34 protein-coding genes and 1 tRNA gene are annotated in these 21,656 nt (G+C 70.9%); 3 read left to right on the top strand and 32 right to left on the bottom strand.

The genetic code is table 11. The annotated features are described in order from the left end of the window. Positions 1-111: 111 nt before the first annotated feature. A complete protein-coding gene (locus H8R17_RS40335) occupies positions 112-768 on the bottom strand; it encodes a helix-turn-helix domain-containing protein (protein ID WP_262505883.1) in 657 nt (218 codons plus the stop codon). A gap of 88 nt (positions 769-856) precedes the next feature. On the opposite strand from H8R17_RS40335, the gene H8R17_RS40330 reads away from it, so the two are divergent. Continuing rightward, positions 857-1,183, top strand: a complete 327-nt coding sequence (locus H8R17_RS40330; RefSeq protein WP_187828168.1) for a hypothetical protein — start codon at positions 857-859, stop codon at positions 1,181-1,183. Positions 1,184-1,303: 120 nt separating this feature from the next. On the opposite strand, the gene H8R17_RS40325 is transcribed toward H8R17_RS40330, so the two are convergent. From H8R17_RS40325 to H8R17_RS40220, 22 genes are all read right to left on the bottom strand, one after another. Further along, positions 1,304-2,170 (bottom strand): DUF3560 domain-containing protein, encoded by an 867-nt coding sequence (locus H8R17_RS40325; RefSeq protein WP_187828167.1) that lies wholly within the window; start codon positions 2,168-2,170, stop codon positions 1,304-1,306. A 78-nt stretch (positions 2,171-2,248) separates the two neighbouring features. Then, a complete protein-coding gene (locus H8R17_RS40320; protein WP_187828166.1) occupies positions 2,249-2,491 on the bottom strand; it encodes a hypothetical protein in 243 nt (80 codons plus the stop codon). Between the two features lie 58 nt (positions 2,492-2,549). Beyond that, positions 2,550-2,729 carry a hypothetical protein gene (locus H8R17_RS40315; RefSeq protein WP_187828165.1) on the bottom strand — a complete coding sequence of 60 codons (180 nt, stop codon included), beginning with the start codon at positions 2,727-2,729 and terminating at the stop codon, positions 2,550-2,552. 96 nt (positions 2,730-2,825) lie between these two features. Beyond that, entirely contained in the window at positions 2,826-3,002 is a 177-nt protein-coding gene (locus H8R17_RS40310) for a hypothetical protein (protein ID WP_187828164.1), read from the bottom strand. Between the two features lie 3 nt (positions 3,003-3,005). Then, positions 3,006-3,302 (bottom strand): hypothetical protein, encoded by a 297-nt coding sequence (locus tag H8R17_RS40305; RefSeq protein WP_187828163.1) that lies wholly within the window; start codon positions 3,300-3,302, stop codon positions 3,006-3,008. Beyond that, complete coding sequence (locus tag H8R17_RS40300; RefSeq protein ID WP_187828162.1) at positions 3,299-3,556, bottom strand: hypothetical protein; 258 nt, start codon at positions 3,554-3,556, stop codon at positions 3,299-3,301. The genes H8R17_RS40305 and H8R17_RS40300 overlap by 4 nt, the downstream gene beginning before the upstream one ends. Before the next feature lie 54 nt (positions 3,557-3,610). Beyond that, the gene (locus H8R17_RS40295) at positions 3,611-3,805 is read right to left on the bottom strand and encodes a hypothetical protein (RefSeq protein ID WP_187828161.1); all 195 of its coding nucleotides are present in this window, start codon (positions 3,803-3,805) and stop codon (positions 3,611-3,613) included. Positions 3,806-3,864: 59 nt separating this feature from the next. Next, positions 3,865-4,614, bottom strand: coding sequence for a PP2C family serine/threonine-protein phosphatase (locus H8R17_RS40290; protein ID WP_187828160.1), 750 nt, complete (start codon positions 4,612-4,614; stop codon positions 3,865-3,867). Between the two features lie 81 nt (positions 4,615-4,695). Then, a complete protein-coding gene (locus H8R17_RS40285) occupies positions 4,696-4,995 on the bottom strand; it encodes a DUF6011 domain-containing protein (protein WP_187828159.1) in 300 nt (99 codons plus the stop codon). Positions 4,996-5,191: 196 nt separating this feature from the next. Continuing rightward, entirely contained in the window at positions 5,192-5,974 is a 783-nt protein-coding gene (locus H8R17_RS40280; RefSeq protein WP_187828158.1) for a YgjP-like metallopeptidase domain-containing protein, read from the bottom strand. Between the two features lie 78 nt (positions 5,975-6,052). Then, on the bottom strand, positions 6,053-6,541 hold the full coding sequence (locus tag H8R17_RS40275) for a hypothetical protein (RefSeq protein WP_187828157.1): 489 nt from the start codon (positions 6,539-6,541) through the stop codon (positions 6,053-6,055). A gap of 123 nt (positions 6,542-6,664) precedes the next feature. Next, on the bottom strand, positions 6,665-7,585 hold the full coding sequence (locus tag H8R17_RS40270; RefSeq protein ID WP_187828156.1) for a hypothetical protein: 921 nt from the start codon (positions 7,583-7,585) through the stop codon (positions 6,665-6,667). A 67-nt stretch (positions 7,586-7,652) separates the two neighbouring features. Next, the gene (locus H8R17_RS40265) at positions 7,653-7,994 is read right to left on the bottom strand and encodes a hypothetical protein (protein WP_187828155.1); all 342 of its coding nucleotides are present in this window, start codon (positions 7,992-7,994) and stop codon (positions 7,653-7,655) included. 172 nt (positions 7,995-8,166) lie between these two features. Continuing rightward, on the bottom strand, positions 8,167-8,961 hold the full coding sequence (locus tag H8R17_RS40260) for a hypothetical protein (RefSeq protein WP_187828154.1): 795 nt from the start codon (positions 8,959-8,961) through the stop codon (positions 8,167-8,169). Further along, positions 8,958-9,227: a hypothetical protein gene (locus tag H8R17_RS40255; protein ID WP_187828153.1), complete on the bottom strand. Its 270-nt coding sequence runs from the start codon at positions 9,225-9,227 to the stop codon at positions 8,958-8,960. Before H8R17_RS40255 ends, H8R17_RS40260 begins: the two co-directional genes overlap by 4 nt. Before the next feature lie 60 nt (positions 9,228-9,287). After that, positions 9,288-9,635: a DUF6409 family protein gene (locus H8R17_RS40250; protein WP_187828152.1), complete on the bottom strand. Its 348-nt coding sequence runs from the start codon at positions 9,633-9,635 to the stop codon at positions 9,288-9,290. 75 nt (positions 9,636-9,710) lie between these two features. Next, positions 9,711-10,025: a hypothetical protein gene (locus H8R17_RS40245; protein ID WP_187828151.1), complete on the bottom strand. Its 315-nt coding sequence runs from the start codon at positions 10,023-10,025 to the stop codon at positions 9,711-9,713. Between the two features lie 61 nt (positions 10,026-10,086). Beyond that, positions 10,087-10,599, bottom strand: coding sequence for a hypothetical protein (locus tag H8R17_RS40240; RefSeq protein WP_187828150.1), 513 nt, complete (start codon positions 10,597-10,599; stop codon positions 10,087-10,089). Between the two features lie 28 nt (positions 10,600-10,627). Next, the gene (locus tag H8R17_RS40235; RefSeq protein WP_187828149.1) at positions 10,628-10,825 is read right to left on the bottom strand and encodes a hypothetical protein; all 198 of its coding nucleotides are present in this window, start codon (positions 10,823-10,825) and stop codon (positions 10,628-10,630) included. Between the two features lie 67 nt (positions 10,826-10,892). Further along, positions 10,893-11,165 (bottom strand): hypothetical protein, encoded by a 273-nt coding sequence (locus H8R17_RS40230; RefSeq protein ID WP_187828148.1) that lies wholly within the window; start codon positions 11,163-11,165, stop codon positions 10,893-10,895. A gap of 103 nt (positions 11,166-11,268) precedes the next feature. After that, positions 11,269-11,934, bottom strand: a complete 666-nt coding sequence (locus H8R17_RS40225) for a hypothetical protein (protein ID WP_316959683.1) — start codon at positions 11,932-11,934, stop codon at positions 11,269-11,271. Positions 11,935-11,996: 62 nt separating this feature from the next. Further along, entirely contained in the window at positions 11,997-12,779 is a 783-nt protein-coding gene (locus H8R17_RS40220; protein WP_187828147.1) for a hypothetical protein, read from the bottom strand. A gap of 644 nt (positions 12,780-13,423) precedes the next feature. Here H8R17_RS40220 and H8R17_RS40215 point away from each other — a divergent pair. After that, a tRNA-Leu gene (locus H8R17_RS40215) sits at positions 13,424-13,500 on the top strand. Positions 13,501-13,621: 121 nt separating this feature from the next. On the opposite strand, the gene H8R17_RS40210 is transcribed toward H8R17_RS40215, so the two are convergent. The 4 genes from H8R17_RS40210 to H8R17_RS40195 form a co-directional block, all read right to left on the bottom strand. Then, positions 13,622-14,482, bottom strand: a complete 861-nt coding sequence (locus H8R17_RS40210; RefSeq protein WP_187828146.1) for a hypothetical protein — start codon at positions 14,480-14,482, stop codon at positions 13,622-13,624. Between the two features lie 74 nt (positions 14,483-14,556). Next, entirely contained in the window at positions 14,557-14,757 is a 201-nt protein-coding gene (locus H8R17_RS40205; protein ID WP_187828172.1) for a hypothetical protein, read from the bottom strand. Positions 14,758-14,813: 56 nt separating this feature from the next. Next, a complete protein-coding gene (locus H8R17_RS40200) occupies positions 14,814-15,743 on the bottom strand; it encodes a hypothetical protein (RefSeq protein ID WP_187828145.1) in 930 nt (309 codons plus the stop codon). Positions 15,744-15,870: 127 nt separating this feature from the next. Then, positions 15,871-18,363 (bottom strand): hypothetical protein, encoded by a 2,493-nt coding sequence (locus H8R17_RS40195; protein ID WP_187828144.1) that lies wholly within the window; start codon positions 18,361-18,363, stop codon positions 15,871-15,873. A gap of 126 nt (positions 18,364-18,489) precedes the next feature. On the opposite strand from H8R17_RS40195, the gene H8R17_RS40190 reads away from it, so the two are divergent. Next, positions 18,490-19,017, top strand: coding sequence for a hypothetical protein (locus H8R17_RS40190; RefSeq protein WP_187828143.1), 528 nt, complete (start codon positions 18,490-18,492; stop codon positions 19,015-19,017). A gap of 180 nt (positions 19,018-19,197) precedes the next feature. Here the strand turns inward: H8R17_RS40190 and H8R17_RS40185 are convergent, their stop codons facing one another. From H8R17_RS40185 to H8R17_RS40165, 5 genes are all read right to left on the bottom strand, one after another. Continuing rightward, a complete protein-coding gene (locus tag H8R17_RS40185) occupies positions 19,198-19,605 on the bottom strand; it encodes a hypothetical protein (protein WP_187828142.1) in 408 nt (135 codons plus the stop codon). Positions 19,606-19,779: 174 nt separating this feature from the next. Continuing rightward, complete coding sequence (locus tag H8R17_RS40180) at positions 19,780-20,175, bottom strand: hypothetical protein (RefSeq protein WP_316959682.1); 396 nt, start codon at positions 20,173-20,175, stop codon at positions 19,780-19,782. Between the two features lie 156 nt (positions 20,176-20,331). After that, entirely contained in the window at positions 20,332-20,541 is a 210-nt protein-coding gene (locus tag H8R17_RS40175) for a hypothetical protein (RefSeq protein WP_187828141.1), read from the bottom strand. 139 nt (positions 20,542-20,680) lie between these two features. Beyond that, positions 20,681-21,004 carry a hypothetical protein gene (locus H8R17_RS40170; protein WP_187828140.1) on the bottom strand — a complete coding sequence of 108 codons (324 nt, stop codon included), beginning with the start codon at positions 21,002-21,004 and terminating at the stop codon, positions 20,681-20,683. Between the two features lie 156 nt (positions 21,005-21,160). Further along, positions 21,161-21,586: a hypothetical protein gene (locus H8R17_RS40165; RefSeq protein WP_187828139.1), complete on the bottom strand. Its 426-nt coding sequence runs from the start codon at positions 21,584-21,586 to the stop codon at positions 21,161-21,163. Positions 21,587-21,656 lie beyond the last annotated feature (70 nt).

Raw genomic sequence — 21,656 nt, 5'->3', positions numbered from 1 at the left:
ACCGACCGCCCAGGGTCCATCCCGCTCTGCCCACCTGACAGTGAAGTTTTCCGCTTAGGGTGGGATGGCAGCGGCAGCGGGCCTGGATCGAGGTCTTCTCGTCCGCGCTGATCACGTACTCGTCCGCGCCGAGCGGTTCGCCTTCCCAGGTGCGGGCGTACAGATCCAGCACCCGCTCGGCCTTGGGGCGGAAGGCGGGGTCGGTGATGAAGATCCAGGACTGGTGCTGCCAGGGCTTGAGCGNGCGTACAGATCCAGCACCCGCTCGGCCTTGGGGCGGAAGGCGGGGTCGGTGATGAAGATCCAGGACTGGTGCTGCCAGGGCTTGAGCGCGTCGTTGCTGAGCCAGCGGCGCACGGTCGAGGCGGACACGCATACGGCGATGCCGCGTGCCATCGCTTCGCGGGCCAGCTCGGGTGCTGACCAGCGCGACAGCGGGGTCCCGGTCTCGGCGGGCAGCCGGCACGCCAGCGCGGTGACCTGGGCCGCCTGTATCGGGGTGAACGCCGGCGGGCGGCCGGAGCGTTTGCGGTCGGTCAGCCCGCCCAGGCCGTGCTTGGCGAACCGGCTCCGCCAGGTGCGGACGGTGTCCAGGTGCAGGCCCGTCTCCCGGGCGATACGCGCGTTGGACCGTCCGCGTGCGGCGTGCAGCACCACTTGCGCACGCATCCGCAGCCGGTACTCGGTCTTATGGCCGTAGGCCATCAGCTTCAGACGTTCGCGCTCGGCGGCGCGCAGGGCTATCGGACAGGCAGCGGCAACAGGCAAGGCAGGCAGGCCGATCGGGAGAAGTGGATCACGATCAGGTCGTAGCCTGCCGTATCCGGCCACCGGCCTGTCGGGCAGGATGGGCGCCATGCCCACGCCCTCGGAACACACCCGGCTGTCACTGGAAGCACGTCTGGGCGAGCAGGCCCGCACCGCCTGGCCGCAACTGGAGCAGTTGCACGTCCGCCACCGCGGCTCCTTCGCCTACGTGGAAGCCGAACTGACCGACGGCGAACGGGGCAAGCTGATGCGCCTGCGCTACACCGGCGCCGTCGGCAGGTGGGGCTTCGCCCTCTACCTCGCCAGCAGCGACCGCTACGAGGACTGTCTGCTGCCCACCGGCAGCCCCACGGGCACCCCCGCAGACGCACTCGACTGCGCCTGCCGACTCCACCTCGCCGCCCCCGGCATCTGACCAGACGCCGACCACACCACCGCCTCCGACGTCAACCCCCGAAGGACTTACGACGCAGACCACTNCACCTCGCCGCCCCCGGCATCTGACCAGACGCCGACCACACCACCGCCTCCGACGTCAACCCCCGAAGGACTTACGACGCAGACCACTTAGTGGTCGAGTTGGGTCGGTGACGGTGACGCCGTCGCGGGTGCGGGACAGGACCCGCGCGTACTCCCGGCGGGGGTCGTCCATGCCGCCCCCTCCCCCGTCCAGGGTCAAGGTCTTCACGTTGGCGCGCTTGACCCGGTAGCGGCCGGTGACGGCGGTATCGAGGCGGAAGTCTCGCACGCGCACGATGTCGCCGGCCTGGAAGTCGGAGCGTTGCCACTCCCGGGTGCGCAGCGCCTCGATGGCGGCGAGGTCGGCGAGGGCCTGCGCCTGCCGGGCCTTGTGCCGGGCGCGCTCGGCGGTCTTGCCGGCCTCGATGGCGCGGCGGGTGGCGTTGTCGGCGCGGTCCCGGTCCCGTACGGCGGAGCGGTAGGAGTGGTGGCCGACGAGGAGCGGCTGCCCGCCCTGGAAGCGGCCGTACATGCCGGATGCCTGCTGGGACATGCGTTCCGCGGCGGCCTCCAGGTCATCGGCGATCTTGGTGAGCCGGTCGGCCTCGCGCTGCTCGGGGGTGTCCACGCGGGTAGGCCCCGTGGCCTTCGGCTGTTCCTGCTCGGCGGTGTCGGCGGGTGCCTCCTCGGCGGCCGGGGCCGGGTAGGGGGTGCCCGGGGGTATGCGGGTGAGCTTGCACCAGCGGTCGCCGTTGACGGTCTCCTTGCCCCACTCGGAGGCGACCGCGTAACCGGCTTCCCACAGGGCGCGCTCCGCGGCGTCCAGGTCGTCGGCGGGGTACTCGCCGAACGGGCCTGATATGCCGGCGGGGATGTCGCGGATGACGGTCACCTCGCGGTCCGCGGGGGTGAAAGCTGCCTGGTAGGTGGCTTCGGCGGTCATGTGGTGGGGCTCCTCGTGCTCGTGTGCGGGCAGGCATGGGTGGGGCCCGCCGGATGCGGCGGGCCCTGGTGGGGTGGGTCAGGGGCGGTTGCGCTGGATGAGGCCGCGGTTTCGGGCCATCCGCATGTACACGAGGACCGTCGGCCGCTGGACGCGCAGGTGCTTGGCGAAGTGCTCGGCCGGGTCAGTCACTCCGTCTGCCTCGGCTCTCAGGTAGTGCTCGGCGAGCCGGACCAGGAAGGGCGTGGTGACGCGGGGACCTGCCCACAGGTCCCGCAGCTCGGTGATCTCCTCGTCCGTGATGTTGGGAGCGTCAGACATGGCTGTTCCGTTCCGGTGGGCCCCCGCCCGGGAGTGGCGGGCGGGCCCGGTGGGTGGGTCAGAGGGCAGTGCCGGGGTGGGGGTAGACCTTCACGGGGCTGCCGTCGGCGAAGTACACCCACTGGCCGGAGCGCAGGTGCTCGACCTTCTTCACGAGCTTGCCGTCCAGCGTGATGCCGCCCATGAGGTACTGCATGCGGCGGGGCTTGGCGGTCTCGGTGGTGTTCTGCTCGGCCATGGTGTCCTCCTTGCTGGGGTCGGGCCCTACACCCTCCCTCTGCACCCCATTCTTGCATCATGACGTTGCAACGTCAAGCGGCGTCACGGGGGGGTGTCAGCAGGGGGCGGGCGGCTCGGCCTGCTGCGGCTTGCGGTACAGGAAGCCCCAGTGACCGCAGTCGGCGACCCACATGTAGGTGAGCCCAGGCGCGCACTCCTGGATGGTGGTGCGCACGTCGGCGCGGCACTCCGGGTCCAGGCAGGTGTGCAGCTCCTCCGGCGGCGTGTCCATGGCTCAGCCCTCCACGGAGCCGCGGGGGCGGGTGTCGATGGTGAAGGTGCCGGCGGTGCGGAACCCGGCGTAGATGGCGCCGTTGCCTGCCTCCCCGTCCAGGACCACCTCGAAGGAGGGGGACCCGAGGAAGCGGCGGGCATATGTGGCGATGTCGCGGGCCAGGCGCTCCCCGCCGTAGATGCGCACCAGCGGGGCCGGGGCCGGGGGGCGCGGGCCGTCGGGGGTACCTCCGCCATGGCGGCCGATGCGGCCGAACGTGACGACGTACTCCAGCGACTGCGGGTCGGTGGTACTCATCGGGCGGTGGCCCCCTTCTTCTTGCGGGTCTTGTTCCTGCGGTGCTCCGGCTCCGGCATCGGGAAGCCGTAGCGGCGCAGTTCGGCGAGCTTGTTCTCCAGGGCGCGACAGTCCCCGGGGGTCCTCTCCAGCCACACCGGGCGGGTTGCGGCCGGGTGGGTGGCCTTCCAGTGGCCGCCTCCGGCGGGCACGACCTTGGCCTTGTTGTCGCGCAGCATCTTGATGAGGGCGGTGATGTCCTTGCCTCGTGACACGGGGTGTCCTCTCCAGACAGGGCCGCCCGCCGTGATGGCGGGCGGCGCGGGCGGTCAGACCTGGAATCCCTTGCGGCGCAGTTCGGCGATCTTGTTCTCCAGGCCGCGGCTTTCGACGCGCCCCTTGGGCAGGAAGGCGAGGGCGCGGTTGGTGGGGTGTTCGACGCGCCACCGTTGGCCGTGGGCCTTGACCTTGGCGCCGCCGGCCTCCAGGGCGGCTATCAACTTGGCGATGTCCTTTGCTGCCATGCGGTGGTGCTCCTTGCGCGTTGCTGGCCCCCCGGGCGGCGGGCCCGGGGGTGGGGGTGTCAGGGGGTGAGGTCGGCCACGAGGGCGGTTGCGTTGTCCGTCCAGTCCGGGCGGTCCGGGTGGGCGGCGTTGGCGCGGGATATGGCGGTCTGCACGAAGTCCGTGGCGGCCTCGGCCGGGGTGCCGATGAGGTAGTTGGAGAGGTGGTGTCCGGCGTCCTCGTGCGGCTCGTACGCGCCATCGGAGGCCAGCAGCAGGCGGGAGGGCACCACGTGTACGGGGGTCGACTCGATGGCCGCGTGCCCGTGCAGGTTCTTGACGTCCTGGTCCGTGTTTGCGGAGCCGAGGCAGGACGTGACGACGTTGCGGTTGCCGCCCTCCGGGTACATGTCGTTGGGCGGGTAGACCCTGCGGAGATTGTGGTCCTGCGTGAGGCGGCGCAGTACGCCGTTCGTCAGCAGGTAGGCGCGCACGTCGCCGCTCCAGGCGACGGTCAGCGGCTTGCCGGGGGCGGTGACGGCCACCAGGGCGCAGGCTTTGGGGCCGTAGCCCCATGGGCCCTGCCGGTCCGGGTTGGCGGCGTACCCGTTGTAGATGCGTCGGAGGCCTGCCTCGGCGTCGGCGCGGTGGGCGGCGGCGCGGGCGAGGCGGCGGGCGGCGGTGCGGGTCCAGTCGCGTACGGACTGCTCGCGGCCGATGCCATCGAGGAGGACGTACGCGCGGGCGCCGGTGGGGGCGGTGTGGACGGCGGTGGCGTCGCACTGGCGGGGGCGTCCCCCGGGGTGGTTGGCGGTGGCGTAGTTGCGCACGGCGGTGTCTCCCGTTCGTGGGTGTGAGGTTCGGTCTCGTGGGGCGGGGCCGCCATGCCGGTGGGCGACCCCGCGCGGGGGTCAGGTGGCCAGGCCCACGGCGCGGCGGAGGCCCTGCCGCTCGAAGCGGTCGGCGAAGGCGAGGGCGCTGACGTAGGCCAGGCCGTAGTAGCCGCGGCCGTCCTCGGTCTGGACGCACCAGCCGCACCGTTCCTTCCACATGCGGTAGGTGGGGGCGGGCTTCTTGGGGGCCGGGGTGATGCCGGCCTTGCGTGCGCAGGTCGGGCCGTACCCGAGGGCGATGCTCTTTGCGGAGGTGAGGGTGCGACCGCATCCGCCCTTGCACTTGACGGCGGTGGTCTTGGCGGCGGTGGCGGTCATCTCGGGTCCTCCTCGGTGTTGGTGGGCGGTGCGCCCTCCCTCATGCCTCACATCATTGCATCGCAAGGTTGCAACGTCAAGTGGCTTTCTTGCGCGGGGTGGACGGCTGGTGACCTGCGTCCGGATGTGTCCGGATCCGCGTCCGGACGCTTTCCGGAGACTTTCCGGATGCGCGTCCGGACGACATCCGGGCCGGTCAGTGGGCTATGTCGCCCATCCACACGTGACGGCCCTCCTCGTTCAGACGGCGGGCCTCCTCCCGGGCGCCGAGGCGGGACCGTTCGAACGTGCGCCAGAACTCCGGGCCGTGGGGCTTGCCGTGGCGGACCACGGCGTGCGTGAACTCATGGACCAGCACGTGCCGCACGAGGGGCGGCGGGAGCTGGAGGGTCTGCCACGCGATCCGGATGTGGTTCGTGCGGCCGTCGTGGACGCCCCACCGGCGGCGGCCGATGTCCGCGACGCGCACCGTGGGCATGGGCTTGCCTGCCGCCATGCTGTGCCACAGGGAGGGGGCGACGTGCCACTGGTGCAGCCACGCGGTGCCCTCCCGGCAGTACCAGTCGATGAACGGGCGGGCGCCGAGCTGCACGGCGCGGCGGTCCAGGCGCATCCACCACTGGCCGTCATGGACGCGCTCCAGCGGCACGGGGGCGTCGTCCACGATCTTGAGCCGGGTGGAGTAGCCGAGCCACAGGAACCCGGACCCGTTGACCAGTTGCTTCGGCGGGTGGTCCGGGGGGCACTCGCGGGCCTTGAGGATGAGGGCGGCGAGGCGGTGGCTGTTCTTGGCGAGCAGGGTGATGACTTCCGCGGTGTCGGCGGCGGCCGGCACGTGGAGGGTGAGGCCGGGCTCGCCGGGCTTGATGCTCAGTCCGAGGGTGCGGCGGCGGCTGCTGATCTTGACCTGGTGGACGTACTTGCTGAACCGTCCGTCTGCGGCGAGGGCGGCGGTGATGTCCGGGGCGGTGGTGGGCACGGGTGTGTCTCCGGGTGGTGTGGTGGTGCGTGGGCGGGGTGGGCGCGCCCGCCGGTGGGGGCGCGCCCGGGTGGGGGGTCAGCTGCCGGGGCGGGTGAGGACCAGGCGCTGCGGCCAGGCACGGCGGGGGCCGTAAACGGTCTTGGCGTGGGCGGTGGCCGCGGCGAGCAGGTCGGTGATGATGCGCTGGTTGATCGTGAAGGCCATGGGGATCTTGCGGCCGTGGATGGGCATGACGTCGTACTTGGACCGGCCGCCGTTGTGCATGAACACCAGCTGCGTGACGCTGCCGGGCTCGTAGGAGCGGTCGACGGTGGCGAACACGTGGGCGAGGGTCTGCGCGCCCGGCTCCTCGGGCTCCTCGGCGGGCTGCTCGTCGGTCGGCCATACGGCGTTGACGGCGGCGGTGACCTCGTCCGCGTCCTGCGGGGCGAGGGTGGCGAGCACCTCGTCCAGTCCGACCACGGGCAGGCCGTGGCCCATCTCGTCGGCGTGGGCGGTGCGGTTGTCAGCGGCGGTCATGTCGGGTTCCTCCCTGGCGCCGGTGGGCGGTGTGCCCTCCTTCATGTCCCACATCATTGCATCATGACGTTGCAATATCAAGTTGCTTTGCGGGGTGGGATGGACCCGAAGACGCAGCATCCGGACGCATCCGCCAGGCAGGGGCGGGGGCATCCGGACGCGGCGGGATCAGGGGGTGAACGACTTCTCGTACCCCTCCAGGTCGGCCACGCAGTCCCCACGGTCGCCACGGCACACCGGGGCGTTACAGCAGTAGGTATCTCCGTTGGCGAGCAGGTCCTGCGGGCGGGTGCTGTGGCTGCCGCAGTAGGCGCAGTGCGCGCGGGCCGGGCCCGGGCACCCCTCCACGGGGCCCAGGGCGGGCGCGGCCGGGGTCGGCTCGGCGGTCGCGGGCTGCGGCTCCAGCGCGGGCTCGGCGGTGGCGGCCGGGGCACTCAGGGGGCCCATACGGGCCGGCATGCGCTGCATGTAGGCATCCTCGATCTCCTCCGGCCACAGGTCGTCCGGGCAGTACAGGCAGTCATCCCACGGGATGCGGTGGGGGCAGCGCGGGGCACGGTGGGTGACCTGGACGGGGGTGGTGGTGGGGCAGGTCTTGGTGGCCACGGGGTCCGCGGTCTGGTGGTGGACGGTGAGCGTGCCGTTGTCGTTGGGCCACACGTAGGCCACGGTGACCTCCCGACCGGCCGTCACATAGCGGTCGCCGATGGAGAGCGTGCCCGCGGGCTGCTCGCCGGTAGCCGGGGGCGGGGTCTCGCGCACGCGGGTGCCCTCGTTGCTGATGAGGCACTGCGGGGTGGTGCGGGTGCCGTAGTAGATGCTCACGTGGAAGTACCAGCCGGTGTTGTTGGCGGCGTACTCGATGATGTCCGCGCTCTTGGCCACGGCGTCCTCGGCGTGGCGGGTGTAGAGCACCACGTAGGTGCCGGTGCGCTCCTTGAACTTGGTTCCGTCCGCGTACCGCACGGTGCGGTAGTTGCCCATCACGCGGAAGTCCTTGCCGGGGCCCTGCTTGAGGCCGATTCCGCGCAGGACTCGGGCGATTGCGACGGCGGGGGTGCTGGCCTGTGCGGTGCGGGCGAGCGTCATGGGTGTGGGTCCTCTCGGGCGTGGGGGGCCGGGCGCCAGTGGTGCGCCCGGCCGGGGTGGGGGCCGGTCAGGCGGTGGGGGCGTCGGCGGGGACGATCCACACGGGCTCGTCGGCGCGGTCGTCGAAGCGGCTGCCGTTGCTGTCGCGCCAGTCGATGACCTGGTAGTCGAAGTGGCTGTAGGCGTTGGCGTCCCACGGGCGGTGGGTGCGCTGGTTGCGGGGAAGGGCCCAGTTCGGGGTGAAACCGGTGTTGCGGGTGCGGCCGAGGATCTCGCGCACAGGGCGGGCCAGAACGTGTGCGTTCGGGTTGCTGGGGCTCAGCGGCCACTTGACCACGCGGTCGCCGGGCTTGATCTCGCCATAGGTGCTCTGCACGAGGTGGGGGTTCACGGTGGCGGTGGCGGTCATGGCTGGCTGATCCTTTCCGGTGGGCGGTGCGCCCTCCCTCATGTCCCACATCATTGCATCCTCACGTTGCAACGTCAAGTTGCTTCACGGGGTGGAGTGAGGGCCGGAAAACGCAGCGTCCGGACGCATCCGCCGACCAGGGGGCACGTCCGGACGAGGCGGTCAAGGAGGGTCAGCCGTACAGGAACGCGCGCTCCACCTTGGAGCGATACACGTACAGGCCGTACGCGTTCACGTCGCCGTCGAACGTCACGCCGCTGTACCGGGCGTGCGCCCCGTAGCCGACGCGGTACGTCCAGCCGAGCGGGCCATCCTGGCCGGAGGCCACGACGGGCTGGAAGTCGTGCGCGTCCGGGTGCTTGTCCTGCACGGCCTTGCGGGCATCCTCCTCGGCGAGGGCCACGCGCACGGTGGGGTCGGTGAGGCGCAGGAACGCGAGAGCTGCGGTGAGCCGGTCCAGGGCCGCGCGCCACTCCGGGTTGTCCGGGTCGGGATCGGTGCGGACGCGCTCGCCGGCCGCGTTGCATCGGCGGTGGGCGTCGAGGATGTCCTCGCGGTTGGCGTGCACGCACATGGCCACCGGCAGGCGGCTGCCGCCCTCGGTGAGCACGTGGGCCACCTCCCCCGGGGTGCGTATCGCCATGCGCTCCACGGTGCGCACGGAGCTGTCCGGGCACAGGATCTTGTCGCCGGGCTCGAACGTCACGAGCTCCAGCTCCTCCTCCTTGAAGTCCGAGGGCAGCCCGTCCGGGTCCCCGTCCAGGATCACGCCGTACCCGTCGCCCGGAGGCTTGGGCAGGCTGTCCACGGTGGCGAGGGTTCCGGCGGGCGCGTCGAACGCGCCGGGCCAGGCCGGGCCAGCGTCCACGGTGGTGCGGACGCGGTCCCCCTTGACGAACTGGTACATGGCCGTCTCTCCGTTCTGCGGGGTGGGCGCCGTGCGGGCGTCCGGGCGGGGCGGGGTCATCGAGCAAGGGGCTGCTGGCAGGTGCGGCATCCGACGGAGCGGCCGGCGAAGAACAGGGGCGCGGACACGTGGGGGCGCCACTGCGCGTCCTCGGCCGGGGTGCCGTCGGGGCGGATCGAGAGGGAGGCGCGGCCGTCGTCGGCGACGCACGCCACCTCCACCAGTTGCAGGGGCTCCATGCCGGAGCGCACCGCGAGCTCGTGGCGCACGTGAGGGGCGAGGGCGGCGTGCCAGTCCTGCGGGGTCTCGGGTGTGGGGCGGACCATGGCTTTCCTTGGGCGGGCGGCGGGCGCCTCGGGTGGGCGCCCGGCCGGGGGGGGGGGGGGTTATGCGGCGAGGCGGGCGGAGCGCTTGCGGGCGCGCAGGGTGCCGGCCTTCATGTGGACCTGCCGGGCTCCGTCGAAGCGGGATGCGCCGCGCTCGATGCGGCGCAGGACCTTCTCCGACAGGCCGTCCAGGGTGGCGGCGGCGGGCTTGAGTTCGCGGGGGAACATCAGGGACGTGGTCTGCATGGAGGCGTCGCCCTTGCCGTACCACCACACCAGGTAGCCGCAGGTGGGGTCCGTGCCGAACAGTCCCAGCACGATTCCGCGGCTGGTGGCCTGCGGTTCGCCGTTCTTGACCGGTCGCCCCGTGACGATGTCACCGGCGGTGTAGGTGGCGGTGGCGGTCATGGCGGGGTCCTTCCTGGTGGGTGGTGTGGGGGTGTCTCCCTCACACCCCCATAGTTGCACTCTTATATTGCAACGTCAAGTTGCTTTCGGGTGTGGGAGGGTCGCGCGGAGCTGCTCGCCGAGCTGGTCGGCGGCCTGACCGTGCACGGGCTCATCGAGCGGCGGCAGCCGCTCATCGAAACGGCCCATCACCGGGCTGTCGGGGACACCGAGCAGCCATCGGCGCATGTACGCGGCGAGGAAGGTCCAGCGGTGCGCGGCGTCCAGGTCCTCTACGGCGGTGAGGTCGGCGGCCACCTCTTCGGCTCGTTCGATCTCGGCCTGCACTTTGGCCCGGGCCCACTTGATGGCCTCGGGGTCGCTGTCGTACGGGCTCGGGCCGTAGGTCACGGCATGGCTCCTTCGGTCGGCCCGGGCGCCGTTGCGGGCGCCCGGGCGGGGTGGGTGGGGGTTAGGCGACGGCCAGGGTGCTGCGTACGCCGAGGCGCCAGAACTCGCCGGTGGGCTGGTCCCACTCCTCGCGCACACGCATCGGCACGGGCACGCCGACGTAGGTCTTGGGGGCCGGGGTGCCGGGCGAGACCTTGCGCACGACGACTGCGGAGCACTTGCAGGAGCAGGGGCAGCGCTCGCAGTCCTGGCAGAGGTCGTGCGGGCAGTGGCCGCAGTGATAGCGCTGGTGGGGCATGCATGGGTCGCCCTCGGCCGGGGGCTCGGTGGCGGCGGTGAGGAAGTCGGCCATCTCCTCGGTGAACACGGCCGGTCCGTGCTCGTAGCCCGGCCCCTTGGTCACCCACACGTTGCCGTGGCCGAAGTACGTGAACGTCCACTCCGATCCGCTGTGCTGGGCGGTGAGGGTGATGCGGCGGCCCGGCTTGGGTTCCGGGGTGATACCGAGGGGGGCGAGTACCTCGTGCAGCTGCTGGAGGCCGGCGGCGGGGATGTAGCGGGGCAGGACGGACACGGCTGACTCCTTGGCGTGTGGGGGTGGGTTACTCGGCGGTGGTGGCGATGCGGCGGAGGTCCAGTTCGCCCTGCTCCCCGCCGAGGAGCCACGTTGCGACCTGGTTGAGGTGCTGGGCGCAGGCACTCCAGACCCATTGCGGGCTGTCCTTCTGCTTGACCTGCCAGACGGCGCGCTTGGGGCAGTTGTGGGTGCCGTTGTTGGTGGACCCGTCGCAGTCGTGCATCGGGGATGTGCCTTTCGCGTGCGCTTCCGGGCGGGCGCCGTGGTGGGGCGCCCGCCCGGGTGGGTGGCTAGTTGGTGGGGGGTATGCCGGCGCTCTGGCAGTAGTGGGCGATGAGGCTCTGGCCCACGCCGATCACGGCCTGTCGGGGGCTTTCGCCGTTACCGACGCGCCGGTCGTAGTACTGCCGGATGAGGCACAGCACGTCGCCGGAGGTGATGCGGTCGAACACGGTCTCCAGGTCGTGACCCGGGTGGTTCCCGTCCGCGATGACCTCGGTTGCCAGTGCTGCGATGCAGGCAACGGCGTCCTCGGTGGTGCGGATGTTGAACGTGCGGGTCATGGCTGGTGGCTCCTTCCGGCGGGGCGGTGCGTCCGCCCCTCACACCCCCATAATGGCACCCTCGTGTTGCAACGTCAAGTAGCAACAGAGGGGTGCCTTGAGGCTAGGCGGTCTTGGCTGTGACCTCGACCCTCGCCCCGCCCTCGTACCGGACGGCGTACTTGCCTTTGCCGCGGATGAACTCGGCGATCTCGGCGAGGCGCCCGGGCTCGCGGTCCATGGGCATGCGGGCGCCCTCGCCGTACCAGACAACCCGCACGCCGGCGGACGGCCCGCCCTCGTTCTTCATCACGCGGAAGCCTGCGGTCAGCCGTCCGTCGTCGCCGGTGCGCTCGAATCCGGCCCGGGCCAACTGCCCGGACAGAGCCGGCACGGTGGGGTTGCCCTGCGCGCGGCGGGCCTTGCGGGCGGCCTCGCGAGCGGCCCGGGCCTTGCACGTGTCCTCGTTGCACGGGGCGTCCACGGGCTTGATGTGGCTGCCGTACGCGGAGCCTGCGCCGTTGGGGCACTCCTCCCATGCACCCGGGGCGTACCAAAACGCGTAGTCCACGGTGCCGCGTATGCCCTTGACGCCGTCCTCGTCGCGCTGGTCGATGATCTTCTGCACCATGGCCAGGCACTCGCGGGCGGTCTGGCCGTACTCGCCGAGCATGCGCTCCCCGGGGCGGGGGGAGGCGTCGTTGACGGTGAAGGCGGGGGCGCCGTAGGGGTTGACGGGGGCCAGGATTTCGATGGTGCGGCCTTTGTACGTGGCGTGCAGGGTGATCACGTGCAGCTCTCCGTTCGAGGGGGCCGGGCGCCGGTGGGGCGCCCGGCCGGGGGGTGGGGCGGTCAGGCGGCGGGGTTCAGCTCCACCACTCCGGCCTCCTGCTCGGCGGCGGCGAGGTCGGCCAGCAGGGCGCGGGCGTCCACCTTGAACGTGGTCTTGGTGGACTTGCGCGGGGGCAGGGCTCCGGCGAAGTTCAGGTAGTCGAGGGCCACCTGATCCCCGTCCAGGACGGACCGGCCGGGGGTGCGGGTGACGGTCACGCGCCCGTACGTTCCGGCGGGCAGCTGCCGCAGCCACTTCTTCTCGACGTCGGCGGCCTTGCTGAAGTCCTTGGCGCGCTGGTCCAGGTCGGCGAACCGGGCGGCGTGGGTCTCGATGTCCTCCACCGTGGGCAGCTCCTGCTCCGGCAGGGTGCGGTCCTCGGTGGCGGCGGGGGCAAGGTTCTTCTCGCCGAGGCGGCGGGCGATGTCGCTCACGGTGGCGGTGGCGGCCAGGGCGGCGCGGCGGGCGAGGGTGTCCATGCGGCGGGCGGCGGTTCCGGCTGCACGGCGGGCGGCGGTCGCCTCCTGCTTGGCGTCGGTGTGCGCGGTCTGCGCCTCGCTCTGCTTGGCCTCTGCGCGCTCCAGGCGGCGCACGGCCACAGTCACGCGCTTGCCGGTGGACTCCGCGGCGCGCAGGCCCCGGCGGGCCTTGGCGGTGTTGGCGCGGGCCTTGCGCAGGCGCTCGGCGATGCGCTCCGCGGTGCGGGCGGTGCGGGTCTCCTCGGCGCGGGCGGCCTTGAGGGCGGTCTCGGCGTCGACCAGCTTGGCCAGGGTCTTGGCGGTGGTGGCGGTGGTGCTGGTCATCTCGGTTCCCTCCCATGCGGTTTGGGCTCTTTGCCCGTCCTCGTGACACCAATATTTGCATCATGAGGTTGCATGGTCAAGTTGCATCACAGGGATGCTTGGCACCGTTGCTTGCTCGTGACCGAGCAAGGGGCAGGGAAGCCGGACGCCCCGACCCGGGGGCGGGATCGGCCGTCCGCGATGCCGACGACCAGCAGGGGAGACCCTTCGCTGACACGGCGTTCATTGCTTTGGCTATCGGCGAACGGCTTCAACGAGGTGGAGCGCAAGATGCGGCCAACCTTTCGGCACTTGCCACCGGCACGTCAGCAAGCCGGGCGACCGTCCGCTTTCCCGTTGCACGCAGGGCATCGGCCCGTCCACCCCCCACCGGGCCACGCCCTCGATCGCGCCATCGGGAGACGAATGTTGACCAATTCCCCACCTATGGCAGGAAGTTACAGCGGGGGACGCTGTTTACTTGAGCCTTGACGCGCAGAGGGAGGAACAGAACGCGTGTACGGAAGGAGGCGGATCGAGATACGACGATCACATGTGACACACTTTCAGGGTGTTCCGGATCTCGACTCGTTGAGACGGGTATGCGTCTCAGTTATGCGCCCTTAGCCGTCGACGGTGCGCCGCAGGCCACCGCGTAAACCCTGGCCCGGGTGGCGCAACTGGCAGACGCAACCGCCTTAAACGCGGGAAAGTGTGGGTTCGACTCCCACCCCGGGCACCAACCCGAGAAGACTTCGACTTCGGTCCGCCTCCAGCAGGCGGGCCGTTTTGCTTGCGGCAGCGGGCGAGAGCCGGACGCCCCGGCTCTCCGAGTGGAGGCGGGGCGTCCGTGGCGGGGCCAGTCAGGCGGTGGGGGCGGCGGGCTCCTCGACCATCGGGGCCGGGGTGCTCGTGGCGCGCGCGGCCTCGCGGTTGTCGATGACCCGCTGGACCTCCCGGCGGCGGCGCAGGAGGCGGGTTGCGGCCAGGACGGCGGCCATGTCCACCGGGCCCACCTCGGCGGGGGCGTCGGCGTCCACCGGGGCGCCTGCGAGGTCCACGCGGATCGGGTCGGTCTCTCCGCGCACCCATACGCGCTCCCCCTGGTCGTCCCGGACCAGGATCAGGGCCACCTTATTGACCGTGAATCGCTCCTCCTTGGCGTTCCAGCGGGGCATCCGGCGCAGGCCGGCGATGGCCTCCAGGACGGTGTCAGCGTCCACGTACAGGGCGCGGTCCTCTTTGTCCGTGCCGTTGAGGAACAGCTGCTCCATGGCGGCGGTGTAGGCGGTCACCTCGGCCTGTCCGGCGGGGGTGTCCTCGGCAGGCTCCGCGTCCTCGGCGGCCGGCGCCTCTTCCAGTTCCTCGGGCTCTGCCTCGGCGGGCTCCTCGACCTCGACGGCCGGCGCCTCGTCCTCCTCCTCGGGCTGAACCTCGGCGGGCTCCCCAACTTCGGCGGGGGTGTCGCCCGCTTCCGCGGACTCCGCGGCCTCCTCGGCGTCTGCGGCCAGGCGTGCAGCCTCGGCGATCTCCTCGGCGGCCCGGGCGCACTCCCGGCACGGCTTGTTCTTCTTCTCGGCCTGTTCGGGAGTCAGGACGCGGGTCACAGTCCGGCCGCACAGGGTCTCGGTGCTGACCGTCTCGGCGTCGGTCAGGTGCACAGTACGGCCGTTGCCGACCTGGGCGGGGGCGTGCTGGGCGGTGGTGGCGGTGATCTCGGCCATGGTGTCCTCCTGGGGGTTGGTGGGGCGGCGTCCCCGTCCCGACACCCATAGTGTTGCATCATGATGTTGCAACGTCAAGTCGCTTTCGAGAAATGCTCGTCGGGCAGGGTGTCTACGTACGCGGCCTTGGTGCGCCACAGGGCGCCACAGTCCCCGCAGTGCACGAGGGAGTAGGGGGACGGGGTGCGGCGGTAGCCGTTGAACGCGGAGTAGTTGGCGCGGCGGACGCGGACGCGCCACGCGGGGCGGTGTGCCTTGTCGGGGCAGGCATGCATGAGGGGCTCCAGGGGATACGTCGGCCCCCGCCGGGCGGCGGGGGCCGTGGGGTGGGTTACTCGGCTCGGGCGACCCATTCCGGCTCGGAGGCTTTGCGGAACACGCGGTCCTGCTCCGCGGAGGGGGTGGTGGCATAGGCGACGGTCACCCGGGTGCGGCCAACCTTGGTGACCAGGCCTCGGCGCCACGCGCCCATGGCGTACACGTAGACCACCTCGTCCACCGTGAACGGCTCGCCTTCCTTCTCCAGGTGCTCGGAGGTCTTGCGGGAGTGGATCAGGGGGCGCAGTCGGGGCAGGATCTCGGCGTCCGCGTGGCGCTCGTCCGCCTTGGCGCGGGCTCGGGCGAGCGCGGTGTCGAGGTCGGCGGACCTGCTCTCCGTGCGAGTGCCCTCCAGGGCGGCGACGTGGAACGGCTCCCTCGTCCAGGTGTCGCACTGAAGCAGGGGGTAGTACGTCACCACGATGGTGGTGTCCCGGTAGGTTTCGCGGTGCACCTCATGCGGCTCGGTGGGGCTGGCCGGTTCCTGGGGCTCCTCGGCGGGAGTGAGGCGCTCGCGCAGGGTCTGGGCGGCGGTGGCGGTGATCTCGCCGTTGCGTCCGGCCATGGTGCGGAACACGGCGTACGGGCCCTTGTTGGCCCACTCCGCGGCGAGGCGTCCGGCCTCGTCCAGCAGCTCCCTTAGGTTCACGTTCAGCTCCTCGGCGAGTTCGCCGGCGAGGACGGGCCAGGTGCGCGCGATGGCGTCGACGGCTTCCGCGCCGTCCGCGTAGAAGCCGGCGGTGCAGCCGTTCCCAGTGCCGAACGGGGACCAGGTGGCGTAACGGCCGCGGGTCATGGCCTCCCCCTCATCCCAGATCACCCCGAGGACCTGCTCCCCTCGCTCCACGGTGAACTTGCCGGGGGCGTCCTCGTAGACCGTGACGTCGTCGGGGCGCGCTACGTCAAGCGGGTGGGTGATCTGGGGGGTGGCGGTCGTGGCCATGGTGTCCTCCGTGGGGCGCACTGTCTTTACACCCCATAGCATTGCATCACGATGATGCAATGTCAAGGTGCAACAAGGGGGCGCCCCTGCCCTGGTGAGGCGGGGCGCCCGTCAGGCTTTCCGGGGCTTACTCCGCCTCCTCCTCGTCCTCCTCGTCCTGCGGCTCCTCGGCGCAGTCCTCGCACGCGTCGGCGCGCTGCTCCTCGTGCTCGGTGCAGATGAGGGCCCACATGTACAGCGGGTCATCCGCGGGGTGCTCCTCCTCCTTGTTAAGGCGGTGGGCCTCGTCGCTGGCCTGGACGGCGCAGTCGAAGGCATCCATGCATCCCTCGTCCGAGAACACCCCGGCGCTCTGGTTCGGGTGCTTGCGCTCGCAGGCCTTCACCGGGTTGGTGCGGTCCTCCGGGCGCTCGTAGAACCCGTGCACGCACCGCGGCTCGCCGAAGTCCACCGTGTCCAGCGGGTTGGCGGGGGACTCGCCCGGGCCACTCACGCCGCCCTGCTCGGCAGCCTCCCGGCGGCTCTTGCCCTCCCGCACGGCTTCCTCGACGTCGTTCGGCAGGATCGCCAGGCAGGAGCCGTGATATCCGGTCTTGCTGTACTCCACGTACCAGCCCGCTCCCTCAAGCGTCGCGGTGTACCCGTCCAGGAACGTGTCGAGCGTGTGGCCCGTGTACTCCTGGCCCTCCTCGTCCACGGCGTACAGGCCCACGGCGAGGTGGTTCACGCGGATCCGGTAGCCGTAGTGGCCCTCGGTGTGCTCGGTGTGGCCGGCCTCGTTGAGCAGGGCGGCGGCGCGCTCGGCGATCACCTGGTTCGTGGCGAGGGCCTGCGCCTCCACCTTGTCTATGTGGGCGCGGGCTTCCTCGGCACGCTCGGTGCGGATGCGGTCGGCCTCGGCCGGGCGCTCCGCCTCGGCGCGGTCGTGCTGCTCCTGGACGGTAACGGGCTTGATGCTGGCAATGTGCCTGTCGTGCTTGGTGGACATGCGCAGCTCGGCCGTGTACCAGGAGTGCGCGCAGCCGTTGAGCAGCAGCAGGGTGAGGTACTGCACGGCTCCTGCGCGCGGGCGCTGCTCCACGCGGTCCCCGTCGTTGATCTCGAACGTGGACGCGCCCTTGAATGTCACGTCGTTCAGCAGTCCCTCGGCCCGCTCCTGTGCCCACTCCCGCTCAGCGCTGCGGGTGCACCGGACGCGGCCGTTCCAGAAGTCGGAGTAGGTGGCGTGCTTGTCGCAGCGACTGCACGCGAACGCATAGGCGCTGTACGGGCCGTCGATGTTCTCGCCGGTGTTGGCGATGCGGTGCGGCCCGGCGGCGATGCCGTCCTCCTCGGGCTGCTGCGGGGCGGGCAGCTCGGCCGGCGCCTCGGCGTCCGCGCTCGGGCGGTGGGCGAACACGCACACGCTGCTGCGCAGCATGCGCTCGACGCGCCAGCCGCGCCGCTGGAAGCGGTCGGCGAGGCAGTCCAGGGCGGCACCGTGCAGGAAGGTGTCCCGGCGGATCGTCTTTCCGCTCTCCAGCCAGTACACGGCGACGCGCCCGTGGCCGCGCGGCTCGATGAGGTACCCGCGGACGAGCTGCTCGTCGCCCTCCGGCTCGTGCACGTCGTGGTGGTCGGTCATGGTGGCGACGGCCAGGCCGGCGAGGGCCTCGCGGGCGGCCACGACGTCCGGGTGCGTGGCGTCCTCGGGCAGGCTGCCCTCGGCGGCCGGGGTGCGAGCGGGGCGGCAGTCCTCGGCGATCCACTGCGCGCCGCCCCCCTCCACGATCACGCGGGCGGGCTCCCCGGGGATGTGCGGGGCCATGGCCTTGAAGGTGCGGGTGATGCCGTCGGCGCACACGATGCGGTCGCCGGGCTGGAACGGCGCCTCCTCGGCGGGGCGCTGCGGCACGTACCGGCGGTCCTCCACGCAGATGGCCCCGTGCTCGTCCTGGCGGAACGGCTTCTTCTGGAATCGCAGGTTGGACACGACCTTGCGCACGTGGGAGGCGGGCAGCCCCTCGTGCTTGCGGTTGCCGGCGTCGTAGAAGTCGTGGGGGGCGTCCACCACGTCATCGATGGTGGGCAGCTTGAACAGCTCGGTCTTCGCGTCGTAGTCACACGTGGTGTCGTGGTGGAGCTCGCGCACGCGGTACTGCCCGTTGCGGGTGTAGTGGACGATCTCGCCCACGTACTCCGGCTGCGGCACGTACACCTTGTTGAAGGCGTCCCAGCTCTGCGGGGCTACGCGGACTCGCTCGCGCGGGGCGTACAGGGTGCGCACGTCCACCTCGGCCGGCGTCTCGTCGGCGGGCAGGTCGGCCCCGTACGCCTCGTTGAGGGCCTCGTCCAGGGCGCGCCGCCCCGTGTCCGCCGGGCGGTGTGAGCCGGTCAGATGCTCCACCACGGCCCACCCGAGGGGGGCGAGGAAGTACCCCCGGTATCCGCGCCCGTCGGCACCCTGTCCAGCCAGGCCGCGGCGCACGAGGGCGCCGTGAGTGCCTCCCCCGTTGCCCAGGTTGGTGCGGGCGATGCTGCCCTGCGGGTTCTTGGCGTAGAAGCGCAGGTAGGTCAGCATGCGCTCCGACATGCCCTTGACGATCTGCTGGATTTCTTCCGGGGTGGCAATGGCGGGCATGGGGTCCTCCGTGGGCGGGGCTCATCCTTACGCACCACAGCATTGCAATATGAGTTTGCAATGTCAAGTTGCTTCCTCATGTATCATGGCTCCCACGTTGCAACACCATGTGGCATAGTGAGGGCCATGCCTGCTACCGACAACCCCGCCGAGACGAAGGCCATCCGCGAGCTGGACCGGCTCACAAACCGCTACAACTCCACTGAGGACGCCGTTGACGAGGCGCGGGAGAAGCTGCGCGTGTGCATCGTCAAGCACCTGCGGGCGCGTAGTGCGCCGCCGGGGCAGATCGCTGATCATGTGCCGTACGACCGGAACCACGTGGGCCGGATCGGCGCGGAGGCCGTGCCTCCCGTCACGCCACTGAAGGGGCCGAACCGCGACCCGAACGAGCCGAAGCCGCAATACTCGGATGCCGTCGTGGCCGCCGCCCTGGCGGAGCTGGACGAGCACACCAAGGAGTTCAGGAATGCGGAGTCCAAGCGGGACAAGGCCCGAGAGGCGCTGCACGAGGCGATCGTCCGCCACTACACAGACCGCAACCTCGGCCCCGGTGAGATCGCGCAGCATTCACCGTACGACCGGAACCACATCATGCGCCTGGCCCGAGCTGCCGGCGCGCCCCACGTCCGCCCGCGCGCCGGCAACGCGTAGTCGCAGGCGACGACGAGACCCCCGCACGGAAGCATCCGGCGGGGGTCTCCTCATGTCCGGACGCGGACGGATATCCGGACGTCCGCGGATGTCCGGACGCGGACGCACATCCGGATGCCGAGGGTGTCCGGACGCACGGTCACACGGATGGGCGGACGAGTCCGGGAGCCGGGGAGCCGATCATTCCTCGTCGCCGTGCGAGCTGCGTCGGTAGCTGCGGCGCTTGCTCATGGTCTGCGTGACGGTGGAGCCGCGCCATCGGTTGACGCCGTGGGCGGTGTTGTCGGGCTCGGGCCATCGGTCCCGGGAGCGGTCGGCGCGGATCGTTCCGGCGGTGACGCCGATATCGGCCTCTTCGAGTTCCTGGGCGGTGTAGAGGCGCTCGGGTTCGAGGTCGACCGTGGGCCGCGCGGCGTGGTCCTGGACGAACTTGTCGACGGCGGCGGCGTCGTACTCCTTGAAGCGGCCCCGCTTGCCGGTCGACCCCGGCCACTCGGGGTGTTGCATCCAGGTCTTTGTGACGGTGCTCAGGCTCACCCCGTACGTCTCGGCGATCTCGGGGCTGATCAGGCGGGGTGCGTCTACCATGGCGGTGATTCTCCTTTGCGGAGTTTTCAACTGGTAGGGGCCGACGCTCTCTCACCCCCGCGCGAGCCGGGGACCGCGTCGGCCCCTGTTGTGTTTCTGCGTGAGAGTGGGGACCGGTTGAAGTTCCGGGAGGAGGTGCCCGCCCCGGGCTGGCTGCCCGGGGCGGTTGAACCGTTACGACTGGCTGTCGTCCGGCTCGTCGCCTTCGATCACTTCGATCCACGTCGTCATCCGCACGAGTGCGAACTGAACAACGTCGAGTCGCCAGGGGGCGGGTCCTGCCAGCTCGGTGAGGACCAACATCTCGTAGGCCGCGAACCAGTCGAGCACCATGTGCTCAAAGGATCGCTTGTGGCGTTCCGAGATCGGCTCGTCCTCGATGAGCTGCCGCACTCGGTTCAGGCTCAGGAGGGCCTTCGCCGGGGCGTCCTCGTCGTCACCGCTCGGCTCCAGGTCCGGGACCGTGACGGGGAGGGGAAGCTCCTCGAAAAGTGCCTGCATGTAGGCGTACATCCCGAGGGCGGCCTCCTTGAGCATCAGGAACCGCTCCCTGCTGTCGTGATCTGCCACGACATCTCCTCTCTGGAATTTTCAACTGGTCTGTCAGTTCCGGGGCTCTCACCCCCCGTCCTGACGCGTCTAACTTTACAGCACTCACTTCTAATTTTGCAACAACACCGATGGCATGGGACAGGGCCGAACCCGAAGGAGTCCGGCCCGCCCCGCCTACGGCAGTTCGAACCGCTCCAGCTCGCCGTTCTCGCCGACCACGGCGACAAGGTCCGCGCCCGCGAGCTCCCCGCGCGCGAGACCGGTGTCCTTGGTGATCCGCTCGACCGGCACCCGCTCCGGGTCGGAGGAGTCCCGCTCCGGCGTCGTCACCTCCGCCACGTCCCCGATCAACAGCAGGACCGACACATTCACGCGCTCGCTCATCAAGTGTTCCTCTCACTCGTCATCGTCACTGCGGGCTCCGCTTCACCACGGAGCCGCCACACTCGCGCCGCCCGGGGCCCGGCGGCCGGCAGGCCCCGACGTCGCGGGAGCCAGTTCGGGCAGGCGCGCCGGGCGGCGGTCACGATCCTGCACCCACGGCGACGCAGAGAAGGAGGAGACCGAGGACAGCCACGATGACCAGCCGTTTCGGCACCACCCGACCGGCCTTCAGCTCGCGGATCTCGCGGGCCATGGCGTCGGTCTCCTCCTTGTAGAGCTCGTGCGCCTCGGAGCCCTCGGGGTAGCCGCTGAGCACCGCCGCGCGTCGTTCGATCTCCTGCCGCAACTCCTGGATCCGCTTGCCGCGGTCTGCGGTGCCCCGCAGTACGAGGATGAGCAGGCCGAGCCCGAGCAGGCCAGCGGCCTGCCCGGCGGTGGGCAGCGGGATACCGAGGAAGGTCATCGCGCGGGGCTCCTGGTTGAGGGAGTCCAACCCCTCTCGGGGCAGGCTGCTCGGTCGGTAGACGGACAGGTAGAGGCGGGTAGAGGGCGGTAGATGCGTCGGTAGAACCGCAGGTAGACGGCCCGGTAGATGGGTTCTACGGCCTTCTGGGCGGGGTCAGGCTGCGGTCTCCGGGGAGGGGTCGGGAACGACCCTCAGCACGGGCCCGCTGAGCACCTCCTGCTCGGGGCTGAGGAGGGGGGCAGGCGAGGGGTCGGCAGGGGGTTGTTCTGCGGCCTCGGCGGGGGCCTCGGCACCCCCCTCCGCGGGGGCCTCCGTCGGGGTGCGCAGGGTGGTCTGATCGAGGGTGTCCAGGTAGTCGAGGAGGGGCATCCCGACGACCGCGACCAGTTGGTCGGCGCGGATGCCCCACGTGGGGGATTTGGCTCCGACTTTCGTCTTGGTCACGGGGAACCCAGCGGCCTCGCACCACCTGCGCAGACGCGCGATGTCCCACGCCTCAAAGCCCCAGTTCTTCTTCTTGAGCCGGTCCAGGAGATCGGCGATGTGCACGCCCTGGAGGCCCTCACCTCGATCATTCACGTGCGCGCGCCGGCCTGGGGTGGTCGGTCGGGGTTGAGGATTCGTCCTGGTTCGTCCTTCGGGTGGTGGT

Source organism: Streptomyces sp. TRM68367 (genome assembly GCF_014495685.1).
In the GTDB taxonomy this organism is placed as follows: domain Bacteria; phylum Actinomycetota; class Actinomycetes; order Streptomycetales; family Streptomycetaceae; genus Streptomyces.
This window is presented reverse-complemented; position numbering and strand designations above follow the sequence as displayed.